Here is a 24,616-nt window from a genome sequence, read left to right as displayed (position 1 = left end):
GGTTTTGTAAATGGAATTGCAAATTTTGCCTACTATAAGTACGTCATTCATCGTTATTAGTGCTGTACTTGTAGCTATTGGTTGGGGCTTAATTATAAAAGGAAAAGTAGAGGCACATAAAAAAGTAATGCTTGCAGCAGGAGTTGCAGCACTTATCTTCTTTATTATATATGCTACACGTACAGTCTTTATTGGTAACACGGCTTTTGGTGGCGGAGAAGATTTAAAGCCATATTATACTTTCTTCTTAATTTTCCACATTACTCTCGCAACAACTGGAGCAGTATTTGGAATTGTTAGTATTATTTCTGGTTTGAAAACTAATCTCAAGCTTCACCGTCGTATTGGACCGATTACAAGTATTATTTGGTTCTTCGTAGCTATTACCGGAGTTTTAGTATACATTTTACTATACGTAATGTTTGAACCAGGTGAAACAACATCTGTCTTTAAAGCTATATTAGGCATTTAACCTCTTTCGGCAGGTGTTTAAACATTTAGTACTACGCTTTCGCACAAAGAACATCTACCGGCCTAAACACAAAGCCAATTCAGGACGCAATTATGCTGAGGCATAATTGATAAAAAAAAATCTCCCTCCTTATTTTTGAGAAGGTGGGAGATTTTTTATGGATGTTTGATTAAATAGGGAAACGATGACAACAACGAGTAAAGGACCAATTAAAATACCGAAAAATCCAAACATTTTAAAACCGATAAACATGGCAATAAAGGTTGTTAGTGAGGAGAGTCCAACTTTATTTCCAATAACTCTAGGCTCAATCATTCGTCGAACTAAAAATTGTGCGATCGTAAGTATGACTAATATAAAAGCATAGATATATTCGCCTGTAAAGGCTTTGTATATTGCCCAAGGAATAAGTAAAATAAATGAATCTAAAAAAGGTACGAAATCTAAAATGACTAGTAAGAGTGCTAAAATAAATGGGAATGGTGTTTTAAGAAAATAAAAGGTTCCAAAAGCTATAGCAAAAATGCAAATACCAACTAAAAATTGTGCTTTTACAAAACCAAATAAAGCCAGTTTTACACGCTGTCCAATAAATAGTATTTTTTGATGATAGTGAAACGAAATAGGTGCTAACATTTTACGGTTAATATTCGGTAGTTCTAAAAGAAACATATATAGTACAATCCAATAAACAAAAATATCGAACAAACGAGAAGTTATATACGTAATTGAAGATGACCAAACATTTACATTTGTTAAAGAAAGAGCATATTTCTCGATTGAAGATAGAGCCCGTGCTATCATAAGTTGAATCTGTATAACAAGATCTAAGGGCAAGTGATAAGTATAGTTGGAAAGCTTGGATTGTGTTTGAATCCATATTGCTGATAGCTGATTGAGGTACTCTGGAATATGAATGATAAATGTTGAAAATTGTTTCCAACTTATAAATATAATGAGAATACATAATAGTAATGTCATGCTTGAAAAGAACAAGAAAAAAATAGATGCGACTATTTTGCGTTTTTTTCGGAACCGTTTACTAATTCGTATGATGACAGGTTCCAATAATAATGCAGTTACGTAGGCAAGCAGTATGGGTAATGACAGGGATATAAACCAGAGAATTGCAATTCCGATAGCTATAACGATGATCGGATGGCGAAAAAAGGGGTGTTTTAAAAATTGTAACATTTATCTCACCTACATCATGTAAAAGATATAGTTAGTATGAGGAGAAATAAAATTTTTACTCAAAATAAAAAAGACTGGACCACCAGTCTTTTCAGATTTAGCTATTGCACTGCATGCTACTGTTGCCGATTTACTGTTAACCCTAATAAAAAAATAAAATAATTTCGATGTTTAATCGACATGTATGCAAAGTGAAAATAACTATCTAAAATTATGCATGAATTTCAAAAGCTTCTAGGTCTAATTTAACCTTTTTTAAGATTTCTTCACATTTTTTTACAAGATGAGCTGGATAAACTTCATCATCACCATACTCAACACCGTGTGGATAGTAGTACTTACCAAGTGCTGGTTTCATTAATGTTAGAATTGCATCGTGTGCACCAACATCACCAGATTTAGCATATGAGAATACACGTAGATAATAACGACCTTCGCGAGTATCGAAACGCTTATCAAATGTCATACGTTCGTAATCCCAGCCGCCATCACATTCTAAACCGTTTTTTTTCATGACGCTTACAATAAGTTCTTGATCAGCTGTTAAATTTTCAAGGTTAGTATTTTCGAAATACATCTATAATCCTCCTTTAGGTTCTCGTACAAAGTATACGCTCATTTTTATAATAGAGCATATTCGACATTGTTGCAATGACAACATTGTGTCAACCCAATTACAATTGATATAGTAAATAGAATAATGTGATAAGAAGGAGTCATGTATGAAAGCTTTATTTCGCATTTTTATGGCATGTGCTGCAATTGCATTGATTGGCTTTATGTTTTTTAATACACCACCACGTGAAAATGAGCCATTAAAAGGCCCAAATGCCAATTCAAATATTATTCCCAAAACCGAATTAAAACAGCCTGAAATGGGAGCAACGACACGTCCGAAAAGCGGGATGTCGACATTAATCGGACAAGAAGCGAAGGTAGTTTTGGAGAAATATGGTGAACCAGCACGAAAGGAACCATCCTCCTTTGGATATGATTGGTGGGTCTATAACTCCAGTTCCTCTACATTTTTTATGGTAGGCGTTGACAATAATATTGTGACACAAGTTTACATTGCTGGTGAAGGTTTGGATGCTTCTCCTTTTAAGGTTGGTCAGAAGCGCGATGATATATACCGAATGACAATTATTGATTATGAAGTAACTGCGAATGTCGGTAAAAATATTTTCGTTTTCTCGATGAGTGAAGAAGATATGCAGACACGGCTGCTTGTAAAATTCGATGGGCTTTTTGCACAACTTTATATAGATAGAGAAACGGGTAAGCTACAAGGAATACGCTTTACTAATAGTAAAACCCTTGTTCTTCATCAACCGTATGAAATGACTTATCAAGGTGAGCTAGTTATACCAACACCACCATCTTCCTTTTTACAGCAGGAAATTAATGTAGCAAGTGCTGCACAGCTTGACGATTTAATAAATGTAACAAGAGTTCAACATGATTTAACACCATTAAATATTGATGATTCATTAGAAGAAGTTGCAAAAATGCATAGTGAAGATATGAAGGTTCACAATTTCCTTGCTCATGAATCACCAACAAATGGAGATTTAAAAAAGAGATTAGGAACACAGGGAATCGAATATAGTGAGGCGAATGAAAATCTTGCGACTGATTATTTTGATGCGATTGAAGCAATGCATGGCTGGCTTAATTCACCTGAGCATCGAAATGTCATTTTAAATGATAAATATACGACAGTGGGATCTGGAGTATTTTTAAACTATTATACGCAAATATTTTTAGAATCTTCTTCTCAGGGGCTGGATAGTGAGAATAAAGACTCTGAGGAACCAGTAGAAAATATTGATGAATCATCACCATAAATAGAAATTTGAGACTGAAGATAAACTTGGCGAAATCAAGTTTATTTTCAGTCTTTTTCATTTTTAACTTCTTTCAGCAATTGTATTGTATAGCGAAAGCGAAGCGTCAGCTACAAATGTTTTATGTAACGTAAGTGAAACGTCAGCTACAAATGTTTTATGTAACGTAAGTGAAACGTCAGTTACAAATGTCTTTTGTACCGAAAAGCGTAGAAAAGGTACATAAGACTCCCACCTCTATAGGTGAGATTAAGCACAATAATCGCCTACATTTTTCGTCACATCGTTACATACGCCGTCATATGATAGAGAACCGAAAGGGGGAATGAAGCTTGCAATTAGCGGAGCTATTAAAAGATTGGCCATGTAGCGTAACTGGAGGATCTATTCGCACAACTATTACAGGAGTCGAGGATTATGCTCAGGCAGTAAAACCTGGGGACATTTTTATTGTACGTAAAGGTAAGAAAACATCGGGAAGTCGTTTTGTAAAAGAAGCATTAGCTCGGGGTGCTGCCGCGATAGTATCAGAGGAAAGTATTTCAATGCCTATTACCGATCAAAATATTCCTTTTGTTTGGGTTCCAAATACATCCTTATTTTTATCGTATGCGAGTGCAAAGCTTTCAGCCTTTCCCGCAGAAGCATTAACAGTCATTGCGATTACAGGTACAAATGGTAAAACAACAGTGAGTCATTTTGTGAGCCAATTATTAAGAGCCCTACATAAAAACGTTGCAGTTATTGGAACTGTAGGATTTTTCATCAATGAACAGAAACAACAAACTGTGTATGAGCAATTAACTACATTACAGGCAAAAGAGTTGCATCCGATTTTAAAGCAATGTGTACGAAATGGTGTTACACATGTTGTTTTAGAAGCTTCATCAATGGGATTACAGCAAAATAGACTTGATCATTGTGATATCGATTGTGGTGTTTTTTTAAATTTATCGGAGGACCATTTAGAAGATCACGGAGGACTTGAGGCATATAAGCGTGCGAAAAAAAGGTTGGCAGATTTATCGAAAAAGCTAGTGCTAAATGGAGATGATAATTTTTGCCGTTCCGTCGGTATTTATGATAAGAAAAAATCCTGCTCATTTGGCTTTGATAATCATAATGATTTACATATCCAAATTGTCAGTGAATCATTTGGAAAAACGGTACTTTGTTTACAAACATCATCGACTGAGCATATTGTAGAAATCCCTTTTGTTGGTAAATATCATGTGCAAAATGCTGTAGCTGCGTTGATGACTTTATGGCGTCTAGGTTTCTCAATTGAAGAGATAGCAGAGCATATGTGGTTGTTAAGGCTACCAGAAGGAAGACTTGAGAAAATAGACAATCCATTTGGGATTGATGTGTATGTAGATTATGCACATACTGCAGAGGCATTACAGGCTGTTCTGCAAACTTTTGATCGCTCGAAAACCCTTTACCTTGTATTTAGCTGTGGGGGAAATCGAGATAAGGCGAAACGTTTTGCGATGGGAGCAGTAGCTAGTAAGTATGCGGATGTCATTTTTTTAACAACTGATAATCCGCGCGATGAAGACCCAATTTTAATTAATGAAAGTATTATTGCTGGTTTTACTGAGCAGCAATATTATGAAATCTATCTAGATCGGAAAGTTGCTATTCATCAAGCAATAGCAAAGGCAGAAAAAGGTGATATTGTACTTGTTGCCGGAAAAGGGCATGAACAGACCCAACAAATAAAAAATCAAAAATTCCCTTTTTCCGATCAACAATGTATTCGAGATTACTTTTTAAATCTTATGTCTAAGGACGGCGTTGAATGACAAAGAAAGAACCAGTCGCAATAGCAAGTTTTCGTCCTGTCTCATCCTCGATATCACATTCCATCACAAGTGTCTGACGCCCTTTATGTACGAAACGTCCACGAGCGATTAGTTCTTTATTAGTGGTTGTAGCAATATAAGAGATATTCATATTGGTTGTGACAACATTAAAGCCTTCTGGTACTGAACGTGAAGCAAGTCCTCCCATTGCTGCATCTGCAATTGTTGCAATAATCCCACCGTGTGGTACCTTAATGGTATTATGGATAACAGGTGTAATGGGAATGCGAACTTCGCTAACTTCAGGCTCAAATTTGCCAACCATGTGTAAAGCAGCATTAATATAACGTCGATGAATACCTTGTTGTTTATCGTGAAGGCCAGACAATAAATGTAGTAAAACTTCCTCATCTTCAGCTGTACTATGTTGTAAAATCTCTGCAAGTAATTGTTCTATTTCTTTTTTAGACGATGGTACCAATTTAAAAACTCCTTCTTTTAAAAATATCAATAATGTAAAATTACCATAAAATCTGTTATGATGGGAAAGAGATTGGGGGAATTAAAAATGATGATGACCTCTGACTGGGCAATCATTTTGGATGAGGCCGATGCGCTTTGTGAGATGATTCTTTCCTCTGAGCCTGCGAAAATGCTGCAGCAAGCATATGATGCTGTGTATAGCGATGTCCAAATAGTCGAAGCTATTTATGCATTTAATCGCATGAAAGAGCAGTATGAAGATGTACAACGTTTCGGAAAATATCATCCGGACTATCATACAATTATGAAATCGATTCGTCAGCAAAAGCGCGCACTCGATTTAAATGAAAAGGTTTCAGCTTTAAGAATTGCTGAGAACGATTTTCAAGATTTACTTGATCAAATAAGCTTACTTATAGGGAAAACTGTTTCAGAAGCGGTAAAAGTTCCTGTAAGTAATCCGTTCTTTGCATCAGGTTCTTCATGTGGTGGAGGATGTGGCTCAGGCGGTTCATGCTCTTGCTCTGCATAAACAAGGTAATACTTTTTTTAGACTGTATGTAAACTCGGGTGAGTTTCTATACAGTCTTTTTTATACTATGCTACAGTAGCGACAGCCATAAACATCAGAGTGTAATTACTGCAGAAAAATTGTATAGTAATTGTATAGGCGTTATGGAAATTAAAGGAGGATTAACAGATGAAGACTTATCGAATTGCCGTTATACCAGGAGATGGGATTGGTAAAGAGGTTGTACCAGCGGCGATAGAAGTTCTTGATAAAGCCGCTCAATTAGATGGCAGCTTTCAATTTGAATGGACAACATTCCCTTGGGGTTGTGATTATTATTTAGAGACAGGTAAAATGATGCCTGATAATGGTATTGAAATTTTGAAAGGTTACGATCAAATCTTTTTAGGTGCTGTAGGCATGCCAGATCTAGTACCAGACCACATTTCATTATGGGGGCTACTTATTAAAATCCGCCGTGAGATGAAGCAATCTATTAATGTGCGTCCAGCAAAGCTACTTCAAGGTTTGCCTTCACCTTTACGTAATCCAAATGGCTTTGATTTTGTTGTTGTACGTGAAAACTCAGAGGGAGAGTATGCTGAGAGTGGTGGCAGAATACATAGTGGACAGGATGAGGTTGCGATCCAAAATGCTATTTTCACAAGGAAGGGAACAGAACGTGCAATGCGATATGCATTTGAAATGGCAAAAACTCGACGCCAGCATGTTACAAGTGCCACAAAATCTAATGGAATTACATACAGTATGCCTTTTTGGGATGAAGTATTTGCAGAAGTAGGTAAAGATTACGAGAATATAGGACAAGTATCTAATCATATTGATGCTTTAGCTGCCTTTTTAGTAATGAAGCCAGAAAACTTTGATGTTATTGTTGCATCCAATTTATTTGGAGATATTTTAACCGACTTAGGTGGTGCAATTATGGGGAGTATCGGAATTGCTCCAGCTGCAAATTTAAATATAGAACGACAATATCCATCTATGTTTGAACCAGTCCATGGCTCTGCTCCTGACATTGCAGGACAAGGGATAGCAAATCCACTTGGACAAATTTGGACAGGCAAAATGATGCTTGATTTCTTAGGTTATCATGAGCTTGGCGCCAAAGTGCTAAATGCGATGGAAGCAACATTAGCTGAAGGTATTAAAACAGGTGATTTGGGAGGAAAAGCGACATTACGTGATGTAACGGATGCCGTATTACATCATCTACAATAAAGCAAAACTTTTGGAACAGTGGGGTTTTCTAATTTTGGGTAGGAATTATTAACACCAATCCCTAAATCTATTATAGAAACGAAGCGAGGTGTAAAATCAAAAGAGGCTGGGACAAAAAGAAATGTTAGACCTAGATATAATCGGTCTAACATTTTTTTTGATTTTAAATAGGGAATTCACTTTGGTGAAGCGAAAAATTATTATCTCTTTTTGTTATTTTTCAAAATAAACGAGTTCTGTCCCAGCCTCTATTTTTTCCTTAACAATGTATCCCCAAGAGGGATTCCAACCACAACAACCAAAACCGTTAGAATTACCAGGGCTTGAAAAATAAAATACGCAACTTGATCGAACATCGTATCTCTCCTTCTTTTTTTAATAATTCCTACCTTATATTCTGTAATTATCCAACCCTTGTTGAAGAGAAATAAAGCACAAAATCATTCGTGCTTTTAATAATATAGTTTACTTCATTACGACGTATGTATGCACTTTTTATATTTTGTGATCTTCAACAATAGGTCGCGATTGTTTAATATAAGCTTCGCTGTTCTTCTTAAATTAACGAGTTCTTTAGTAGCAGAACTTTGAGCTGTTCAGACAGCTCTTTTTTTATTCAACTTCGTGGTAGAATAATAAAAAGATAAGACAAATGAACAATTATTTAATAAACTAACGATTATATATTAACTACTTTTGTAGGAGGATTACTATGTTAAACTTAACGGAATATTTGTACAAAAAGATAAAACCGATTATTGAAAATTGGAATGAGGAAGGAATATATGCATTATCTTTTTTTGTATATACAAATGAAGCTTCAGATAATATCCCTATTTTTGTAATCAGTTATAATACCGAGGAAGATTGTGAGTATAGTTCACAGCTCAGTGAGCAAAGATGGAATTACGCCTTTTGGAGACAAGATGAAAATGAAATTATTGGCGATGAAGAATCGACAAACATATTATTACAATGGTTTAAGGAAAATGGCATAAAAGATATTGGGTACGAGGACGAAACATTAATGTATGATGAGGATTATAATTATATAGGAAAAGGACCAAACGGATATTTTGAGTTTTTACAGGTAGTTTCTAATGTAGCAAAAAGATTACACGACAATAAAGTTATTATACATACTTTTAACAGAGAAATACCCATAATTATTCACGATTTGGAGTATTCTTGGTTTTCAGAAGAAACAACGAAAAATGGAAACCCTAATGGGATAGCCGAGATATTTTTAGAAGCATTACGTCTAGAATTTCCAGAGTGAATTCTTGTATATAAGCTTTCTGTGTAGGTAAGAGAGTTAGATTTATCCCCGGTACCCAATAATTATATAGGTAGAGAAATTAATAAAAGGTAAGGGCTGTTAAAAGAAGGCCCTCACCAATCAATGTGTTAACCATAATAAAATGGAGATTAGGCTCCATTTTATTATTCTTATTTTTGTAGTAATTCTACAGCAATATCAGGTCGATCTGTAATAATACCTTTTGCACCGTTTTGAATTAGTTTATTCATTGTTGCTACGTCATTGATAGTCCAATAATGAACAGGGATGTTTAAATTGTTCAGAAACTGGATAAACTTTGGAGATTCTAGTGTGATTACTCCTGATTTAGGCGGTATCTGGAATACGTCTACCTTTGGATGATATAAGTGTCCAAACTGGCTTGAGAAAGAAGCAAATGCTTTACGAACATCTGATTCACCTGCACCGAGCGCTACTTGATTTTGTGCATATAAATTAAAGCGATCGATCTGTTCACCGTAAAAGCTTGTGACAACTACTCGATTCTCAGCACCAAGCTCTTCAATTAAACGCCATAGTTTAGATGGCATTAAACTTCCTTCATACGTATCTGGTGCATCTTTAATATCAATATTTACTAACAAGTTTGGATAAGTTTCTAATAGTTCACGTAATGTGACAACATCTATTTTTTCATCTCGATAAGGAAATTCCATATCTAAATCTTCAAATTGATAGCCGTGGTTTAGTGCATTTATTTCCGCTAAAGTCATGTCTGCAACAAGTCCATAGCCATCTGTCGTACGATCGACAGTATCATCGTGGAAAACGATAATTTCCTCATCTTTGGTTAAGCGAATATCTATTTCAAAGCCGTCAACACCTAACTGTGCGGCTTTTTCAAAAGCAGGCATTGTATGCTCAGGTGCTATATGAGCACCGCCACGATGTGCGAGAATAATTGGGTGATCAAATTGTAATGCTTGTTTACCTTCTCGTTGTTGAGGTTTAGAAATAGCTTTACTACCTGCCCAAGCCGCTGCACTTGCCGCTGCGATTGCAAGCGCAATCTTTGTTTTCTTACCCATATTCGTCCTCCTTAACAATTAAATTAATATAAATAGTACTGGCAATTTCACTTTTTAACTTTTTTTAGCAATTGTTTTTGTAGCGAAAGCAAAGCGTCAGCTACGATTATGCCGAGGCATAATTGTGAGCAAACAAAAGTTCTACGTAAACTAGTACTCTATAACTTGCATAAGTGAATATAAAACTCTAAGTCAACGTTGTATGCTTTACCATTATAACGGAAAATTGAGCGTTCTGTCAGCTAAACTCTGTTGCTATCATTTTCCGGTCTATGGTATTCTTTTATGTAAGAAATGAGGGGAATACTATGAACGAACGCCAAGGACTAATCGTTTACGTCCATCAATTAAAACATGCGAAGTCTCTTCGAAAATATGGTCATGTTCTTTATATTTCTCGGAGGCAAAAATATGTGGTGATTTATTGCGAGCGAGAGGAAATAGAATCAATGACAACAAAACTACAACGCCTTCCATTCGTGAAAGACGTTGTAAAATCTTATCGTCCATTTGTTAAAACTGAGTATGAAAATGCAAAACCAGATAAAGCGAAAGAATATGACTATAAAGCAGGTCTATAATACTATGTCAACGCCGGGATGTAGTGATGAAGTCTCATTATTCCAATCAGGTATTGATAAAATAGTTTTGATTCCGAAAATATAGAAGAGTGCTTTATTTCTACAACAACCGCTTTTCTATCTAGTCGTTTAATACTTTCTTCAAACATTTTTTGTCGCTGTGAAGGCTGCTCTTCATTATAAGGGATGCCTTCTCGACAAATATAAATCGGCATGAATTTACTTTCACCGACTGGTTTTAAAGCGACTGCTAAAGAGGCAACCTTTTTTTCTTCTTTAGTGGATGTTAGTATAAAGGCTTGGTGGAAGCGATCTTGGTTGGTTTTCACTATTTCAAGTAGCTCATAAACATCACCATAGCCCTCACCTAATTCTATAAATTGTTGTGGCATAAAAATTGCACATCCTTTCCAATACACATAGTATCATGCTGCGGGAGGTCAAGCACATGAAATTTGCAATGAGTTTTTTTTCCATTCTAGCACTAATCATTACCGGAACGTTATTTTTTCAGTACCATGCTTATTCGTCTGACTTAGAGACAGGCAATGGCGAATTCCGTTATTCACAAGAGATAGAAATTGTCTATCGAGAAAATAGCTTGGATATTCGTCAACATTTTAAAAATTTACCCAACCAAAAAGTGAAGATAGAGTGGCCAGAAAATGCGATAAATCCTAGTTGCTTTATCGATAACGAAAAAAGCTGTGATCGCTTATCAAAAGAAGTCTCATATTTTGAAAAAGGGGAGACTAAATCACAATCTGTTTCATACATAATTCCGATTAAGGGTGGCTTAAAAGATAAAATGCTCATCCAAAATGTTTTCGCCACATTAACGAATGGTGAATCATCTTATTCTGTTGTACATATTTCAACGGATAGTAAAATTGTTGGTCAGTGGATAACAGGCTTGCCTTTAGTAGGTCAGCAAAAACTATCACTTGTTAACTATACAATGTTTAGTGGTTATGGTACAGTTCGTGATATTTATTGGCAGACGGGTAATTTAAAAGTACAAGAGCAAACTCCTGTGTTGTCTATTTATGCCCCGGGAGCTATTTCGAAGGATTTCTTGAAATCATTGGAGAATTTTAAGTTTTTGAATGATCAACATATTGCTATTATTCAAGAAAAGAATCCAGTGAAAGAACATGATGACCGACTTTTATTTTTACCAGAGCTAACTGAACAAGCTGTTGAACAGGAAGTTATACTGTCACAAATAAAGTCGCAATATAAGTTTAAAGATTCACCGGCATGGTTGCCAGAAGTGGTGGCATCCTATTTAGTGAAGGATACGATTGGCTCAGATAAAGCAAAGAAAATCGTGAAGACGTTAAAAGAATATATGACGGCTAATCAAGAGTCGGCATGGCAGGAAGCTTTGAATAAACTTGGGGAAGAGCCGATTTCCCCTGCTTCAATGGACGATCTTTTATCCGAGGTATTAGATGCAAAAACGTCTTATTTTAAGTTGAATGCTGCCCAAGAAAGTGGCACATATCCACTATTATTTGAGGATGACCGAAGTATTTACGTGAATGATGTTTTGAGAGAAGATGTTCATGTGATACTTTATGAAGGGCAAGTATTATATAACGCTGATAAATTGTTACCTTATTTAGGTTATACTGCTGGTGAAGGTGAAAATGGATATTATATCAATAGTGATAATCGTACCTTCCGTTTCCCTAAAGAACCAGGATTTTATGTATTTAATCAACGTAGATATTCGACTATTTCAGAACCGCTTATTAAAATTGCCAATAATTATTATGTTGAAGAAGCTTGGCTACAACGATTATTTTTAGTAGAATTACAAAAAAGTGATGGTCGTATCAATATTAAGTTATTAACACAAGAACAAGAATAAATTTTTTGCAGCGGAGGTTCGTCTTTCGCTGCAAAAATGCTTTTATCTTCAATCAGCAGGTTGTTGTTGCAGAAACAACAGGGTTTTGTCTGTGCGAAAACGAAGCGACAGCAACAACAGGGTTTTGTCTGTGCGAAAACGAAGCGACAGCAACAACAGTTTTTTTGTCTGTGCGAAAGCGAAGCGACAGCAACAACAGTTTTTTTGTCTGTGCGAAAGCGAAGCGACAGCAACAACAGGTTTTTTGTCTGTGCGAAAGCGAAGCGACAGCAACAACAGTTTTTTTGTCTGTGCGAAAGCGAAGCGACAGCAACAACAATTACGCTAAGGCGAAATTGATTTATGGAAAAAGAAAGTACGGTGATTTGCCTATGAGAGTTGTAGCAGGAGAACGTAAAGGGATGCCTTTAAAGGCAATTGCAGGGAACACGACGAGACCTACAACTGATAAAGTAAAGGAATCCATATTTAATATTATTGGTCCATTCTTTGATGGAGGTATAGCGCTCGATTTATTTGCAGGGAGCGGTGGCTTAGGTATCGAATCTTTAAGTAGAGGGGCTGAACACGCCGTTTTCATTGAAAAGGATGCAAAGGCGTTCCAAGTACTACAGGAAAACATAAAAAAATGTCGTTACGAGGATTGCTCTGAGCTTTTTCGTATCGATGCGAAGCGTGCTGTGAAAGCGTTATTAAAACGTGATATTACGTTTAAATTAGTATTTTTAGATCCACCATATCATCTCAAAGAATATTATGACTTAGTGCAGATTCTTGTCGACAATGATAAAATTCAACATGATGGCATTATTTTATGTGAGCATGCAAAAGAAGTAGAATTACCACAGAGATTTGGGGATTTTGTATTAAAAAGACAAGAAACATATGGCGGAACGATTATATCCGTTTATCTTCATTCAGAGGGTGTCTAAACACCCGTGGAAATTGATCGTTGCATAGAGGGAGAGGGAGAATAAGTTGTCAGAGAAGATTGCTGTAGTTCCTGGAAGTTTTGATCCAGTGACATTTGGTCACTTAGATATTATAAAACGGGCGGCAGATGTATTTGACACAGTTTATGTTGCTGTTTTAAATAATTCATCCAAGCAGCCGTTATTTTCAGTAGAAGAGCGCATGGCTTTAATGGCGGAGGTTACTAAAGCATTGCCTAATGTACGTATTGAAAGTTCATCGGGGCTATTAATAGACTATGCTAAGGAAAAAAAAGCAAAAGCGATTGTTCGTGGTTTACGTGCTGTTTCGGATTTTGAATACGAAATGCAAATTACTTCGATGAACCGTTTTCTTGATGAAACCATTGAAACGTTTTTCATCATGACAAAAAATCAATATTCATTCTTAAGCTCAAGCATTGTTAAAGAAGTTGCGAAATATGGTAGTGATGTTACTGAGCTTGTTCCTGCTTGTGTTGTAGAAGCTTTAAAAGAAAAGTATGGGTTTGAAAAATAAACTAAAAAAGAGAGGCTAGGGCAAAACTGGCCAAAGCCTTGAAAAGCGCGAGAAATCAATTTTAGCAATGTTGATTTCTCGCGCTTTTTGGATGTGAATTTTTCCCTGTTTTTATTTATTTGACAAAAAATGGATTCTAGAATTATCATAATATTTTCTGCTATTTTATGTGGTTCTTCGGAGGGAAGTTATAAGAGTAGGGAAATGATTGAATTCCTCTGCTGTGCTTACTCCTAAGTCCGATCTTTACTCCTCGCTCCAATCAAAAAAACTTAAATGCTAAACCTTTTTTTACTCTAAAGAACGATTATTTATTTTAAGAAAAAAAGAGCATAAATAGTGGGTACAATGATTATGCTAAGTAGGCGGAATTTTATATAGGGTCGAACGGAAAGCTTGGCTGATTTCGCGATTACGAAAATTTGTAAGTGAATGCTTATACTTTGCATTGTTAACAACATAACAACTAGTAACGGTAAATATGGAAAGTTTGGAAAAGCTGAGACGGTCATTTTAAGACCATTTGTAACTTCAAGAATAGCGGCTATGGAAAGCTCAGCTGTATAGGGAAGTTTAGGTAGCAGTGAGTCTAAGCCTTGTTGGACAATCGTCTGGATGGTAGTGAAAAAAATTATTGTAGTTCCAACTAATAGTATTGTCGGTGCTGTTTCTTTAATGCTTTCAGAAAATGGTGCTGTATGCAAAGGTGTATTGTGTATGGAGATGCTAGGAGGATCTGTTTTACGAAATAAGAAGTAACCAGTTATTAAACAGCAAATATTAAAACTATGTAGTAAACATAAAAACATCCATCCGAACGTATTACTGTGTAATAAATCAAGGCTTACAAATCCTAGAACGAAAAGAGGACTAGGTGCGTGACATACGGCTAATAAAAAATTTGCTTCTTTTGGATGTAGTTGCCCACTGTTTTTTAAGTAAACAATCGTTGTTGCTCCAGATGGATACCCCCCGAGTGCGCTAATAATGTAGGCTTGTACGTATAGAGAAGCTCTTTTTGTTTTCGTTCGCATAGGAGCCGTTAAACGGAGAAGCCATTGCGTTAAAATAAGGTAAGGTAATAAATACGGGAAAAGGGCCTCCATAAATAGGTTTAAACCTAAATCAGTACCGTTATGAGCAGTTTGTGGGAATAACAAGAGTAATAGAATAAGAACTATGCAAATCGCTATTTGAATTATCGCATACATGTTATCATCTCGTTTCAACTTTTTGTCATTCACATAGGCAAATGCTAAAATCAATATATGTAAAAAAGGCAAAAACATGAACGTATGGTTTTGTGAGCGTCCTAGGAGGTGTTTTTCTTTGAAGAAAAAAATTAGTATTTATGCAGTGTTATTAGTCGTGATTTGTTTTTTAATGTTGTACCGACTAGACGCTTATATCATGAAGCCAGGAAGTGCTTATGATGTCAGTAAATTTGTTAACGTCGAAAATAGCCATACCGATGATAAAGGATCCTTGAGTTTAATGACGGTGGCTATGCAGCAAGCTACGCCTTTTTCATATGTATGGGCGAAAACTCAAAAATATCAAAAATTAATGGATATTGAACAAGTTCGAAATCCATTAGAGGATGAAGAGGAATATAATGTTCGACAGTTAAAATTAATGTCTGATTCTCAATTTAATGCAAAGTATGTAGCTTTTCAGAGGGCTGGCCTCCAAACAAAAATTCTCTTTAATGGTGTTTTTGTATTAAATGTATTAGATGGCGGTGCCTCGGATAATTTGTTAAAAGCTGGTGATGAAATTATTGAGGTTGATGGACAAAAAATTAAAAACCAACAAATGCTTGTAGACCTTTTAAAGCCGAAGCAACTTGGTGATAAGGTGACAATTAAATTTGATCGTAATACAAAAGAACAAGAGGTAACGATTGCATTAAAGGAAATCCCTGAGTCAGAAGAGAAAAGGGCAGGGTTAGGTATTACTTATACTGAAAGTAAATCTATTGAAACAAATCCAAATGTGTCAATGAAAACGGAGGATATTGGAGGTCCGTCTGCTGGGTTAATGTTTACCTTAGAAATTTTAGACCAACTTCTCGAAGAAGATTTAACGAAAGGTTATGCTATTGCAGGGACAGGGGAAATGCTGGTTGATGGCTCTGTTGGAAGAATTGGTGGAATAGACTATAAAGTCATTGCTGCTGATCGCGATGGTATGGAAATCTTTTTTGCACCAGATGATGAAATTACTCCAGAAATGAAAGCTAAATATCCTGAACTGGAATCTAATTATGCTACAGCAGTAAAGACTGCGAAAGAAATTGGAACAAAAATGAAAATAGTTCCGGTTAAAACTGTGGATGATGCGATCGAATATTTAAAACAGTTACAGCCGAAATAAAGTTTTTTCTGTAGCGTGGGGTTGATTTCCGTTCCGGCTGGGCGCTTTGTTGCTGACGCTTCGCTTTCGCACAGAGCAGAGCTTCCTGGGGGCGTCCGATGAGCCGCTTTTACGTTTTAACAAAATGACATCCAACTTTTTAGTTTGAGCGGGACCTTTTCAGGAATTATCGCCCAACTTTTAAATTTTATCTACCAACTTTCACGTTTTATCTACCAACTTCTGAATTTTATCTACCAACTTTCACGTTTTATCACCTAACTTTTAATTTTTATCGACATCCTCCTTCAGAAGAACAAAAAGGATTCACACACAAAACTGTGAGTGAATCCTTTTACTTTTTTATGTTGCCCAGTCTCGACTCCAATCAATTCATTAGTAAGTGACTTTTAGCATTTCACTCTTTAATTTATAGTGATAGTATGCAAAATGTTTGCGCAGCAGATGTACAATAACATTCTCTATTCTGTTTGATTATGGTAAGTGGCCATAGCGTTCATTCTTAATTGCATAAATTAAAAGTACTGCGCTATCATTGATTGGAATGGAAGGCTACTTGACTCCCGTGGGAAAGCGAGACAGGTGAGACCCTGCACGGAGCGAGTGTTTTCCGTGCGGCAGCAACGTAAGCGGCTCAACGGCGAGTAGCCTGGAATGGAAATCACCCTCATTTAAAGCGCCACGACATTTCTTGACCATTTTGTTTGTCAACAACATAAAAGGATGCTAGAAGAATTTCTGGCATCCTTTTTCGTTACTTAAAAACGAATCGGTGGTGTTTGATAATCTTTAGGAAGACTTTGCTCTTTTATTCCTTGTTCTATACTTAAATTGTATACCTCTGCAGCATGAATATCTACAGCAAGCATAGCATCATCCATAGCGGCTACACGACTGATTAAAGGTAAAGGTATATCTTTTTTATGCATGCCTAAATAGCCTTGTCCCTTCTTGCTCATACCAAGTAAACGTATACTAGATGGAGCGTCAAAGCTTTGCAATTGTTCCTTTGTAAACCCAGTATAAATGTGTGTGAGCATACGTTGAAGACGCGTCCAAGTATAGCGTTTTGATTTAATTTTCTCCATAAAACTACTGAATGAATGACTTGTTTTCGCTGCTTTAATTAGAGCATTCTCAATGCCTTCTGTTACTTCAGCATAGCGCGTAAGTTCATGAGGTGTGTGCCGAATAAGCGTAAACTGTAACAATGGCCAAAAAGTTTCCCAACTTGCAAATTCCCCATATTTTTCGTGCCAATCAGCTAAATAATCAAACGATGCTTTAGGGAGAAAATCTTCCACACTTTGTAGGGTGCTAGTTGTTGCTAGAGCCTTGCGAATTCCTGTGGCACTAGCAATAGATGCACCTTCTTGTAAAGCGTCATGGTAACCTGCAACGATGCGTGGGATTGTTAAAGGCTTAATGTTACTACTTAGCACTTTGGCAGCCTCAATATAATGAAAACCAAGTATATTGTTTGGCTGTCCCAAATCAATGTATGTTGCAGGGAATTTTTGAGAAAGCTGTTCATAGGCGTAATGTAGACTTTTAGGATAGCTTGCACCCGTTTTAAGGCTTTCTTTAATAAGAGTGTTATATTCAGTGCGATGATTATTAATGAGCTGAAACGTATTCATAAAGGGTTGAATGGAACCATCTTCGCTTCCAAAGGCAAAAGAATCGCAACCAATTGCTGATAATAAGGAAATTGCACCTTTTGCGAAATCGGTTGCAGGTGCGGTACTATAAACGTAGGGTAGCTCGATGACTATATCAACGCCACCTGTTAGAGCCATTTTTGTACGTGTCCATTTATCGACCATGGCTGGTTCACCACGCTGCAAAAAATCCCCGCTCATGATGGCGATGACAATATCCGCTTGTGCTACTTTTTTTGCCTGTTCCAAATGATAGGCATGTCCGTTGTGAAAAGGATTGTATTCAACAACTATTCCGACTGCTTGCAAATTTAAGCCCCCTTTTTCATTTGCTTCTCGTTCTTGTAAATTTGGAGCCTTTTGCTTATTATAGAACGATTTGGAGCAAATTCACTTAGTATAATATATAATTATAGGTGGGTTTTATTGTGGTGACAAGAAATTATCTTGACATCTATTTTTACACATTATATAATCAACATTGTTGTCTCGAGGTGATTAAACGAATGAAATGGTCAATTCATCAATTATCTAAATACCGCCAAAACGGGATGCCAATCGATGCCTATGTCCAGTTGGACGAGGTGATGGAGCGAAACCAGGATATTCGAGCAATTTCGCCCGTTCATGTAAAAGGGCTATGTACTTTCGGTGCATCGCAAATGACATGTCAGCTAACTGTGACAGCGACGTTAACACTACCATGTGCACGCACATGGGAAGATGTTGAGTTTCCTATCGAAGTTGAGACAGTTGAAATTTTCAGCTGGATTGACGAGGATAAACGAGGGGAAGATGACGGAGAAATTCACTATATTGATGGTGAAGTAATCGACATGAAGCCGGTTATCGAGGAGTTAGTGCTTCTTGAAATACCTTTGCAAGTGTTCAAGGAGAATACCGAAGGACAAGTGCAAGGTGGTAAAAACTGGTCTTACGCAACAGATGAAGACGTTGAACTACACAAAAAAGCTGACACACAAAAAGTGGATCCAAGACTTGCTAATTTAGCTAAGTATTTTGATCAAACAGACGAATAGACGATCTGTAAGGAGGTGCCATCAATGGCTGTACCATTTAGAAGAACTTCTAAAACTGCAAAAAGAAAGCGTCGTACGCATTTCAAACTATCTGTACCTGGTATGGTAGCTTGCCCAAACTGTGGGGAAGCAAAATTATCACACCGTGTTTGCAAAGCTTGCGGACAATACAAAGGTAAAGAAGTAGTAAGCAAATAATACAGTGTTTGCTCACTTAAAAGGCTAGTAGAGAGACCATGGCTCTTTACTAGCCTTTTTGTTAGTTTGAAGAGACGGAATTTTCCGGCAATAACGAAAAGATATATAGTACTATAATAATTGTATGATACAATTTATCCATCGGGACAAAGGGGGAAATAGTGTGGCTTACATAATTGATAACAAAGAAGGTATTATGACGTTTACGATTAATCGAGAAGAAAAACGGAATGCGGTTAATGATGAGGTTATGGATGGGCTCCAAGAAGTCATTACATATATTCGTAATCATGATGATGTTCGTTTCTTGGTCGTGACGGGCGCGGGGGATAAATCATTTTGCTCAGGAGGCGATTTATCTGAGTTTCATTCGCTTGAAACAGAGGATGAAGCGTTCGGGATGTTAGGTAAGATGGGTAAAATATTATATGACCTTGCAACATTGCCTGTACCTACGATTGCGTTAATTAACGGAACAGCGGTTGGTGGAGGTTGTGAAATTGCAACAGCTTGCGATTTTCGTCTAGTGGCAAGTCATGCGAAGTGCGGTTTTATACAGGGGACATTAGCAATTACAAGCGGTTGGGGTGGCGGTACATACTTATTCGAACGAGGATTACGCCATGATCGTGCGATGAAGATGCTAGTCGATGCGAAGCCTTATCCGGCGGAATTACTATATGAGATTGGTTGGGCAATGCGCGTTTTTGAAGGTTCAAAAGAAGCGGCATTGAACGATTTTATCGAACATATGCGTAAAATTCATCCTTCTGTTCATAAGGCTTATAAAGAAATTGAGCTTCGTAAGTGGCGTGAACGTAATATGTATGAACGTGTTATGGAGGAAGTTCGAACATGTGCGAAATTGTGGGAAAGTGAAGCTCACCACGAGGCAGTTGCTAATTTCCTAACAAAGAAAAACAATAAATAATGTATAACGGCAGTGATTATAAGAAAACATAATCACTGTCTTTTTTAATTCGATGATTCTATTTTGCTCGCTCACGCATATAGTAGTAAAAAATGCGAGGGTGATAGATTATGGAATTGAAAAAAAGAAAAGATCAATGGACAAAGGAAGACGATGAAAGATTAGCAGAAATTGTGTTGCATAATGTGCAAAATGGCAAAACACAGCTAGAAGCTTTTGAATTGGCTGCTGCTGAACTAGGTCGTACAAAACAAGCTTGTGGTTTCCGTTGGAATAAAACATTACGTAGTCAATATAGTCAGTCACTACTAGCTGTCCGAAATCAGCCACAACAATCGATGCGAAGCCATTTGAAGTTGGCATTAACAAGTTTTGATGAATTAACAGAAGCCTATCAAAGTCTCGAAGTAAGGCACCGCGAATTACAAAATGAGCACGATAAACTAGTGAAATGGTTGCAGCAAGGGTATTCTTTAATGAAAGATTAAAATAAGGAATCTGACGAAAGTTAAAAGTGCTGTAGAGTAAGGTACTTAGAAAAAATGTAAACTTGAATGAAAACATAATGCTGCGCTGAGTGTTTCAAAAAATATTTATCCCTCATTAACGGTCCGTAAAATTCCAATAGGTGAAGGCTGATAATTAGTGAGAAAAAACCACTGATGAAAGTTTCGCTTATTATATTATCGTAAACACTTAGTCAATCCTGTATAATAAAAGAAGCTGCATAGGAGGTGCCTTAGAGATCATTCTAAGGCACCTCCTTCTGTAGAAAGGGACGAAAAGGATCATTTAACTTCTTTCAGCGAATGTCTAATGTAACGTAAGTGAAACGGCAGTTACAAATGTCTTTTGTAGCGACAGGTACAGGTGTCCAAACATCTGCTGAAATAGAGGAACTCAGTCCGAACGTCACGTCCTGTGGCAATTTATCTGTACGAAAGCAAAGAGACAGCAACAAGTGTTTTCTGTGCGAAAGCGAAGCGACAGCAACAAATGTTTTCTGTGCGAAAGCGAAGCAACAGCAACAGGTGTTTTTTGTGCGAAAGCAAAGCGACAGCAACAAGTGATTTTGTGCGAAAGCGAAGAGTCAGCAACAAATGTTTTCTGTACGAAAGCGAAGCGACCACCAATCAATTATGCCGAGGCATAATTGATTGGTGGTCGGTAGCGGCTAAGATGTAATTGCGGTAGAACTGTTTAGGAGGGCGTTCTCTTATGTTAGATTGTCCATTGTATATATGGGAGGTGTGATGGATTGTGGATGTAGCGATTATTGGTGCAGGTGCTGTAGGTTTGTTAACGGCAAGTTTTTTAGCTGAGTCTGGTATGTCTGTAACGTTGGTTGCAAGAAGGCTGGAGCAGGTAGATGAACTTAATGCGAAGTATTTCACACGAGAGAATGTTGATGGAACGAAAACTGTGCAAAAAGTTGCTTCAACTACGAAATTAATGGAGTTACCACAGCAAGATTTAATTGTAATCGCTGTTAAGTATGGTCAATTACAAGAGCTATACGGACAATTATCTGCGTTACCAAGTACAGTTTCGTTGTTGTTTATGCAAAATGGTTTAGCGCATTTTGATGAAGCACTGCGTTTGCCACAAAAAAATATTGCCTTTTGTTCTGTGTCATTTGGTGCTCAAATGATAGATCAGGTAACCGTGCAACATAGGGGTGTAGGTCCTTGTAAAATTGCGATAGAGCGAGGGGGCAGTGATGCCTTTAACGATTTGTTACAAATTGAAAATTCCTTGTATCCAGTTGAATTGGTTGCTAATGCTGAACAAATGTTGTTTGAGAAAGCTGTATTCAACTGCTTGATTAATCCTTTAACGGCCATATTGCAAGTGAGGAACGGAGAATTAGTAACGAATAAGCGAGCATTTTTATTAATGCAAACTATCTATCAAGAATTAACAGATGCTTTTGAAGGCATAGAACAAGCTATACCTTTTTTCAAGGTGATAGAGTTATGTGAAAAAACAGCAAGTAATACATCATCTATGCTAGCGGATCGGATACATGGGAGAAAAAGTGAAATTGACACGATTGTAGGAGTGATATTAGAAAAAGCTCTAGCAAAAGGTCATGATTTGCCTACTTTACGCACTTTATACCACCAAGTACTTGCGATAGAGGAGAGCGGTGAAAGACGTTGAAAGATTTTTTACATATAATAATAAGTATCATTATTTTTTGTCCAATACTCCTTTTTGTGATCGTCTATTTAATTAGTCGAAAGGTTAAAATTCGAGGTACTCATGCTTTTGGAGTGGCATCTGACGTGACAACGGTCTGTTTGTTTTTTTCAGTACCACTAGCAATTGGTGTGCTGTGGCATGTCAATGTTAGTGCGCTATTAATAACGTTGGCGATAATGATGGCAATGATTTTTACATATATTGATTGGCGAACGAAAAAGGAAATTGAAGTGAAATCGCTACTTAGGAAAATTTGGCGCTTTCAATTTTTATTGTTAAGTACGGCGTATATTGTTATTTGTATAGTAGGTGTTATTCAATCTGTTATAGAATATTTACAGGCGGTCTAAGCATTTTCTTTTCATGTTGAAGCCATAAGCGTTAAAATAATAGCATTAAAGATTGTTTTATATTAATAACTCTATATGTGCAAAAAATTAAATAAAATTCCAATGTACGACAACGTTTGAGTATCTGGCAAAAATCGTATACTGTTTTTCTAAATATTTGTTGGGAATTGTCGGTTTGATAAACGTTCTAATTGCTTAGTAGTATAAAAAGGGATTTATTTTATTTCAAGTTTGCTTATGAAGAGTAAGAAGATGATTTAGTGAGTAGAGGAGTTTGTGTTAAATGAAACTGGAGTCAATCCAAGTACCCATAAAAAATCGTTTGCTAGCAGATTATTGGTCGTCGAATACTGCCATCCATGAGTTTTTTGAATACGCATATAACGATAAATCTTTTGAAAAACGAGCGCAATATTTAGATCAGCATGCATATGATCAAAAAGAATTAACAGCCATCATACGTCAATTTATGGAGCCGCTCGGTTTATCAAAGAAAGCGAATGAACATTTGCAGCAACTAGAGCAAGGGGCTGTTGCAGTTGTCGGTGGGCAACAAGCGGGTATCTTAACAGGTCCTCTTTTCTCAGTGCATAAGGCGATTTCGGTCATTGCATTAGCAAAAGAGCAAAGTGTAAAACTTCAACGACCGGTTGTTCCTGTTTTTTGGATAGCTGGTGAAGATCATGATTTAGAGGAAATTAACCATACGTATACAGTACGTGGTGAAGATATTAAAAAACGTGTTTACGGTGAACGTTCAAGACGTAAAACGATGGCTTCTGAAACAAGTATAAACAAAGAATCAATGACACAATTGATTAATACGATTGCGAAGGATATGGGCGAAACAGAATTCACTGAAATGCTTGTGAAACAATTAGTGGATACTCTTAATGAGTGTGAAACATTTACGGACTTCTTTGCGCAACTTATGAATCAATTGTTTAAAGATGAAGGTTTATTGATGGTTGATGCAGCAGACTTTAAATTCCGCCAATATGAGCGTGATAATTTTACCCGTATCATTCATAAAAATGAAGAAATTGCTAGAGTGGTGACAGAAAAAGAAGAGGAGCTTGAACGTGCAGGCTATGGCACTCCTATTTTGGCATCAAATGAAGCGGCCAATTTATTCTATGTAGAAGATGGGGAGCGTCATCTTTTAGAAAGAAAAAATCAGCAATTTGTAAATCTAGCTGCAAATATCAAGCTATCACGTGAGGAAGTTTTAGAAATTGCTGAAAAACATCCTGAGCAGTTAAGTAATAACGTTGTGACGCGTCCGCTAATGCAGGAAATGACATTGCCTGTGCTTGCGTTTGTTGGTGGACCAGGGGAGCTTGCATACTGGGCGACATTGAAAGATGCGTTTGCGGTATTAGGTTTACAAATGCCGATTTTTGCTCCGCGTCTTCATATCACGATTGTCACACGTCACGTAGAACAACTTTTGCGTGAATATCGTTTAAATGTTGCCGATGTTTGGGATGGAAAAGCGGTACAGCTTAAAGAACAGTTTATTGCTGAAATACAGGATACTGAAGCGAAGCATCAAATTCAGGTGATGCAACAAGATCTTTTAGAAAAGTATGAGGCTCTTCAACTTTATTTAGAAGAACAACAACTATTACTAGATAAAATTCTTGTGAAAAATAAAGAGAATCATCTAAAGCAATTTGAGTATTTACAGCAAAAGGTTGAACAAACTGTTCTAAACAAGCATGAAACGACAATTCGAAAATTTATGACGCTACAAAATGAGTTGTATCCAAATGAAGGATTCCAGGAAAGAACTTATAATCCTTATCAATATTTTAATGAGTTTGGACCTATGCTAATTACTGAAATGCTGAAACAAAATTATAGCATTGGCAATCACCATTATTTAATTTATTTATAATTCCAATGTTTGTAACTTTATACCTAATTAACAATTTAATACAATGTTAATTTGATGAACAATGACGACATAAATAGTAAATGGAGAGCTATCCTACTAAGGGTAGCTCTTTTTTTGTGTCA

The 24,616-nt window shown here is 36.7% G+C and carries 25 protein-coding genes; 18 read left to right on the top strand and 7 right to left on the bottom strand.

Features of this window, described 5'->3' with window-relative positions; all coding sequences use genetic code 11:
- The first annotated feature begins 10 nt into the window (after window positions 1-10).
- Window positions 11-472 (top strand): DUF420 domain-containing protein, encoded by a 462-nt coding sequence (locus ACIQ7T_RS01635; RefSeq protein WP_370083100.1) that lies wholly within the window; start codon window positions 11-13, stop codon window positions 470-472.
- Window positions 473-601: 129 nt separating this feature from the next.
- Here the strand turns inward: ACIQ7T_RS01635 and ytvI are convergent, their stop codons facing one another.
- Together ytvI and ACIQ7T_RS01625 are read right to left on the bottom strand one after the other, a co-directional pair.
- A complete protein-coding gene (gene ytvI, locus ACIQ7T_RS01630; RefSeq protein ID WP_370083098.1) occupies window positions 602-1,666 on the bottom strand; it encodes a sporulation integral membrane protein YtvI in 1,065 nt (354 codons plus the stop codon).
- Window positions 1,667-1,877: 211 nt separating this feature from the next.
- Window positions 1,878-2,243, bottom strand: a complete 366-nt coding sequence (locus ACIQ7T_RS01625; protein WP_370083096.1) for a YugN family protein — start codon at window positions 2,241-2,243, stop codon at window positions 1,878-1,880.
- Window positions 2,244-2,388: 145 nt separating this feature from the next.
- On the opposite strand from ACIQ7T_RS01625, the gene ACIQ7T_RS01620 reads away from it, so the two are divergent.
- On the top strand, window positions 2,389-3,513 hold the full coding sequence (locus tag ACIQ7T_RS01620; RefSeq protein WP_370083094.1) for a CAP domain-containing protein: 1,125 nt from the start codon (window positions 2,389-2,391) through the stop codon (window positions 3,511-3,513).
- Between the two features lie 332 nt (window positions 3,514-3,845).
- Entirely contained in the window at window positions 3,846-5,321 is a 1,476-nt protein-coding gene (locus ACIQ7T_RS01615; protein WP_370083092.1) for a UDP-N-acetylmuramoyl-L-alanyl-D-glutamate--2,6-diaminopimelate ligase, read from the top strand.
- Here ACIQ7T_RS01615 and ACIQ7T_RS01610 read toward each other — a convergent pair.
- Entirely contained in the window at window positions 5,302-5,802 is a 501-nt protein-coding gene (locus tag ACIQ7T_RS01610; protein ID WP_370083090.1) for a PaaI family thioesterase, read from the bottom strand. The genes ACIQ7T_RS01615 and ACIQ7T_RS01610 overlap by 20 nt on opposite strands.
- A gap of 87 nt (window positions 5,803-5,889) precedes the next feature.
- On the opposite strand from ACIQ7T_RS01610, the gene ACIQ7T_RS01605 reads away from it, so the two are divergent.
- From ACIQ7T_RS01605 to ACIQ7T_RS01595, 3 genes are all read left to right on the top strand, one after another.
- Complete coding sequence (locus tag ACIQ7T_RS01605) at window positions 5,890-6,336, top strand: YlbF/YmcA family competence regulator (RefSeq protein WP_370083088.1); 447 nt, start codon at window positions 5,890-5,892, stop codon at window positions 6,334-6,336.
- Between the two features lie 168 nt (window positions 6,337-6,504).
- On the top strand, window positions 6,505-7,557 hold the full coding sequence (locus tag ACIQ7T_RS01600; protein WP_370083086.1) for a tartrate dehydrogenase: 1,053 nt from the start codon (window positions 6,505-6,507) through the stop codon (window positions 7,555-7,557).
- A 712-nt stretch (window positions 7,558-8,269) separates the two neighbouring features.
- Window positions 8,270-8,836 carry a hypothetical protein gene (locus ACIQ7T_RS01595; protein ID WP_370083084.1) on the top strand — a complete coding sequence of 189 codons (567 nt, stop codon included), beginning with the start codon at window positions 8,270-8,272 and terminating at the stop codon, window positions 8,834-8,836.
- A 170-nt stretch (window positions 8,837-9,006) separates the two neighbouring features.
- Here the strand turns inward: ACIQ7T_RS01595 and ACIQ7T_RS01590 are convergent, their stop codons facing one another.
- A complete protein-coding gene (locus tag ACIQ7T_RS01590; RefSeq protein WP_370083082.1) occupies window positions 9,007-9,906 on the bottom strand; it encodes a glycerophosphodiester phosphodiesterase family protein in 900 nt (299 codons plus the stop codon).
- Between the two features lie 308 nt (window positions 9,907-10,214).
- Between ACIQ7T_RS01590 and ACIQ7T_RS01585 the strand changes: the two genes are divergently transcribed.
- Entirely contained in the window at window positions 10,215-10,487 is a 273-nt protein-coding gene (locus ACIQ7T_RS01585; RefSeq protein WP_132357596.1) for a YlbG family protein, read from the top strand.
- 2 nt (window positions 10,488-10,489) lie between these two features.
- Here ACIQ7T_RS01585 and ACIQ7T_RS01580 read toward each other — a convergent pair whose 3' ends face one another.
- Window positions 10,490-10,879 carry a DUF7147 family protein gene (locus ACIQ7T_RS01580; protein WP_370083080.1) on the bottom strand — a complete coding sequence of 130 codons (390 nt, stop codon included), beginning with the start codon at window positions 10,877-10,879 and terminating at the stop codon, window positions 10,490-10,492.
- Between the two features lie 56 nt (window positions 10,880-10,935).
- Between ACIQ7T_RS01580 and ACIQ7T_RS01575 the strand changes: the two genes are divergently transcribed.
- The 3 genes from ACIQ7T_RS01575 to coaD all read left to right on the top strand — a co-directional run bounded on the left by ACIQ7T_RS01575 (window position 10,936) and on the right by coaD (window position 13,833).
- Window positions 10,936-12,363 (top strand): RNA polymerase II, encoded by a 1,428-nt coding sequence (locus ACIQ7T_RS01575; RefSeq protein WP_370083078.1) that lies wholly within the window; start codon window positions 10,936-10,938, stop codon window positions 12,361-12,363.
- Window positions 12,364-12,734: 371 nt separating this feature from the next.
- Complete coding sequence (gene rsmD / locus ACIQ7T_RS01570) at window positions 12,735-13,295, top strand: 16S rRNA (guanine(966)-N(2))-methyltransferase RsmD (protein WP_370083076.1); 561 nt, start codon at window positions 12,735-12,737, stop codon at window positions 13,293-13,295.
- A gap of 46 nt (window positions 13,296-13,341) precedes the next feature.
- A complete protein-coding gene (coaD, locus tag ACIQ7T_RS01565) occupies window positions 13,342-13,833 on the top strand; it encodes a pantetheine-phosphate adenylyltransferase (protein WP_370083074.1) in 492 nt (163 codons plus the stop codon).
- A gap of 311 nt (window positions 13,834-14,144) precedes the next feature.
- On the opposite strand, the gene ACIQ7T_RS01560 is transcribed toward coaD, so the two are convergent.
- Window positions 14,145-15,044, bottom strand: a complete 900-nt coding sequence (locus ACIQ7T_RS01560) for a hypothetical protein (RefSeq protein WP_370083072.1) — start codon at window positions 15,042-15,044, stop codon at window positions 14,145-14,147.
- 118 nt (window positions 15,045-15,162) lie between these two features.
- On the opposite strand from ACIQ7T_RS01560, the gene ACIQ7T_RS01555 reads away from it, so the two are divergent.
- Window positions 15,163-16,209 carry a SepM family pheromone-processing serine protease gene (locus tag ACIQ7T_RS01555; RefSeq protein ID WP_370083070.1) on the top strand — a complete coding sequence of 349 codons (1,047 nt, stop codon included), beginning with the start codon at window positions 15,163-15,165 and terminating at the stop codon, window positions 16,207-16,209.
- A 758-nt stretch (window positions 16,210-16,967) separates the two neighbouring features.
- Here ACIQ7T_RS01555 and ACIQ7T_RS01550 read toward each other — a convergent pair.
- Entirely contained in the window at window positions 16,968-18,179 is a 1,212-nt protein-coding gene (locus ACIQ7T_RS01550) for a nucleotidyltransferase (RefSeq protein ID WP_370075333.1), read from the bottom strand.
- A 197-nt stretch (window positions 18,180-18,376) separates the two neighbouring features.
- Between ACIQ7T_RS01550 and ACIQ7T_RS01545 the strand changes: the two genes are divergently transcribed.
- The 7 genes from ACIQ7T_RS01545 to bshC all read left to right on the top strand — a co-directional run bounded on the left by ACIQ7T_RS01545 (window position 18,377) and on the right by bshC (window position 24,494).
- Window positions 18,377-18,910, top strand: a complete 534-nt coding sequence (locus ACIQ7T_RS01545) for a YceD family protein (protein WP_370075332.1) — start codon at window positions 18,377-18,379, stop codon at window positions 18,908-18,910.
- Window positions 18,911-18,934: 24 nt separating this feature from the next.
- On the top strand, window positions 18,935-19,108 hold the full coding sequence (gene rpmF / locus ACIQ7T_RS01540) for a 50S ribosomal protein L32 (protein WP_010858320.1): 174 nt from the start codon (window positions 18,935-18,937) through the stop codon (window positions 19,106-19,108).
- Between the two features lie 163 nt (window positions 19,109-19,271).
- The gene (locus tag ACIQ7T_RS01535) at window positions 19,272-20,039 is read left to right on the top strand and encodes an enoyl-CoA hydratase/isomerase family protein (RefSeq protein ID WP_402868243.1); all 768 of its coding nucleotides are present in this window, start codon (window positions 19,272-19,274) and stop codon (window positions 20,037-20,039) included.
- A 110-nt stretch (window positions 20,040-20,149) separates the two neighbouring features.
- A complete protein-coding gene (locus ACIQ7T_RS01530) occupies window positions 20,150-20,527 on the top strand; it encodes a transcriptional regulator (protein ID WP_132357574.1) in 378 nt (125 codons plus the stop codon).
- Between the two features lie 772 nt (window positions 20,528-21,299).
- The gene (locus ACIQ7T_RS01525; RefSeq protein WP_402868241.1) at window positions 21,300-22,202 is read left to right on the top strand and encodes a ketopantoate reductase family protein; all 903 of its coding nucleotides are present in this window, start codon (window positions 21,300-21,302) and stop codon (window positions 22,200-22,202) included.
- Window positions 22,199-22,594, top strand: coding sequence for a DUF3397 domain-containing protein (locus ACIQ7T_RS01520; protein WP_402868239.1), 396 nt, complete (start codon window positions 22,199-22,201; stop codon window positions 22,592-22,594). Before ACIQ7T_RS01525 ends, ACIQ7T_RS01520 begins: the two co-directional genes overlap by 4 nt.
- Before the next feature lie 283 nt (window positions 22,595-22,877).
- Window positions 22,878-24,494, top strand: a complete 1,617-nt coding sequence (gene bshC, locus ACIQ7T_RS01515; RefSeq protein WP_402868237.1) for a bacillithiol biosynthesis cysteine-adding enzyme BshC — start codon at window positions 22,878-22,880, stop codon at window positions 24,492-24,494.
- Window positions 24,495-24,616 lie beyond the last annotated feature (122 nt).

Source organism: Lysinibacillus sp. NPDC096212 (genome assembly GCF_044763105.1).
In the GTDB taxonomy this organism is placed as follows: domain Bacteria; phylum Bacillota; class Bacilli; order Bacillales_A; family Planococcaceae; genus Lysinibacillus.
Note: the sequence above shows the minus strand (reverse complement) of the source record. Positions and strands in the feature narration are given on the sequence as shown.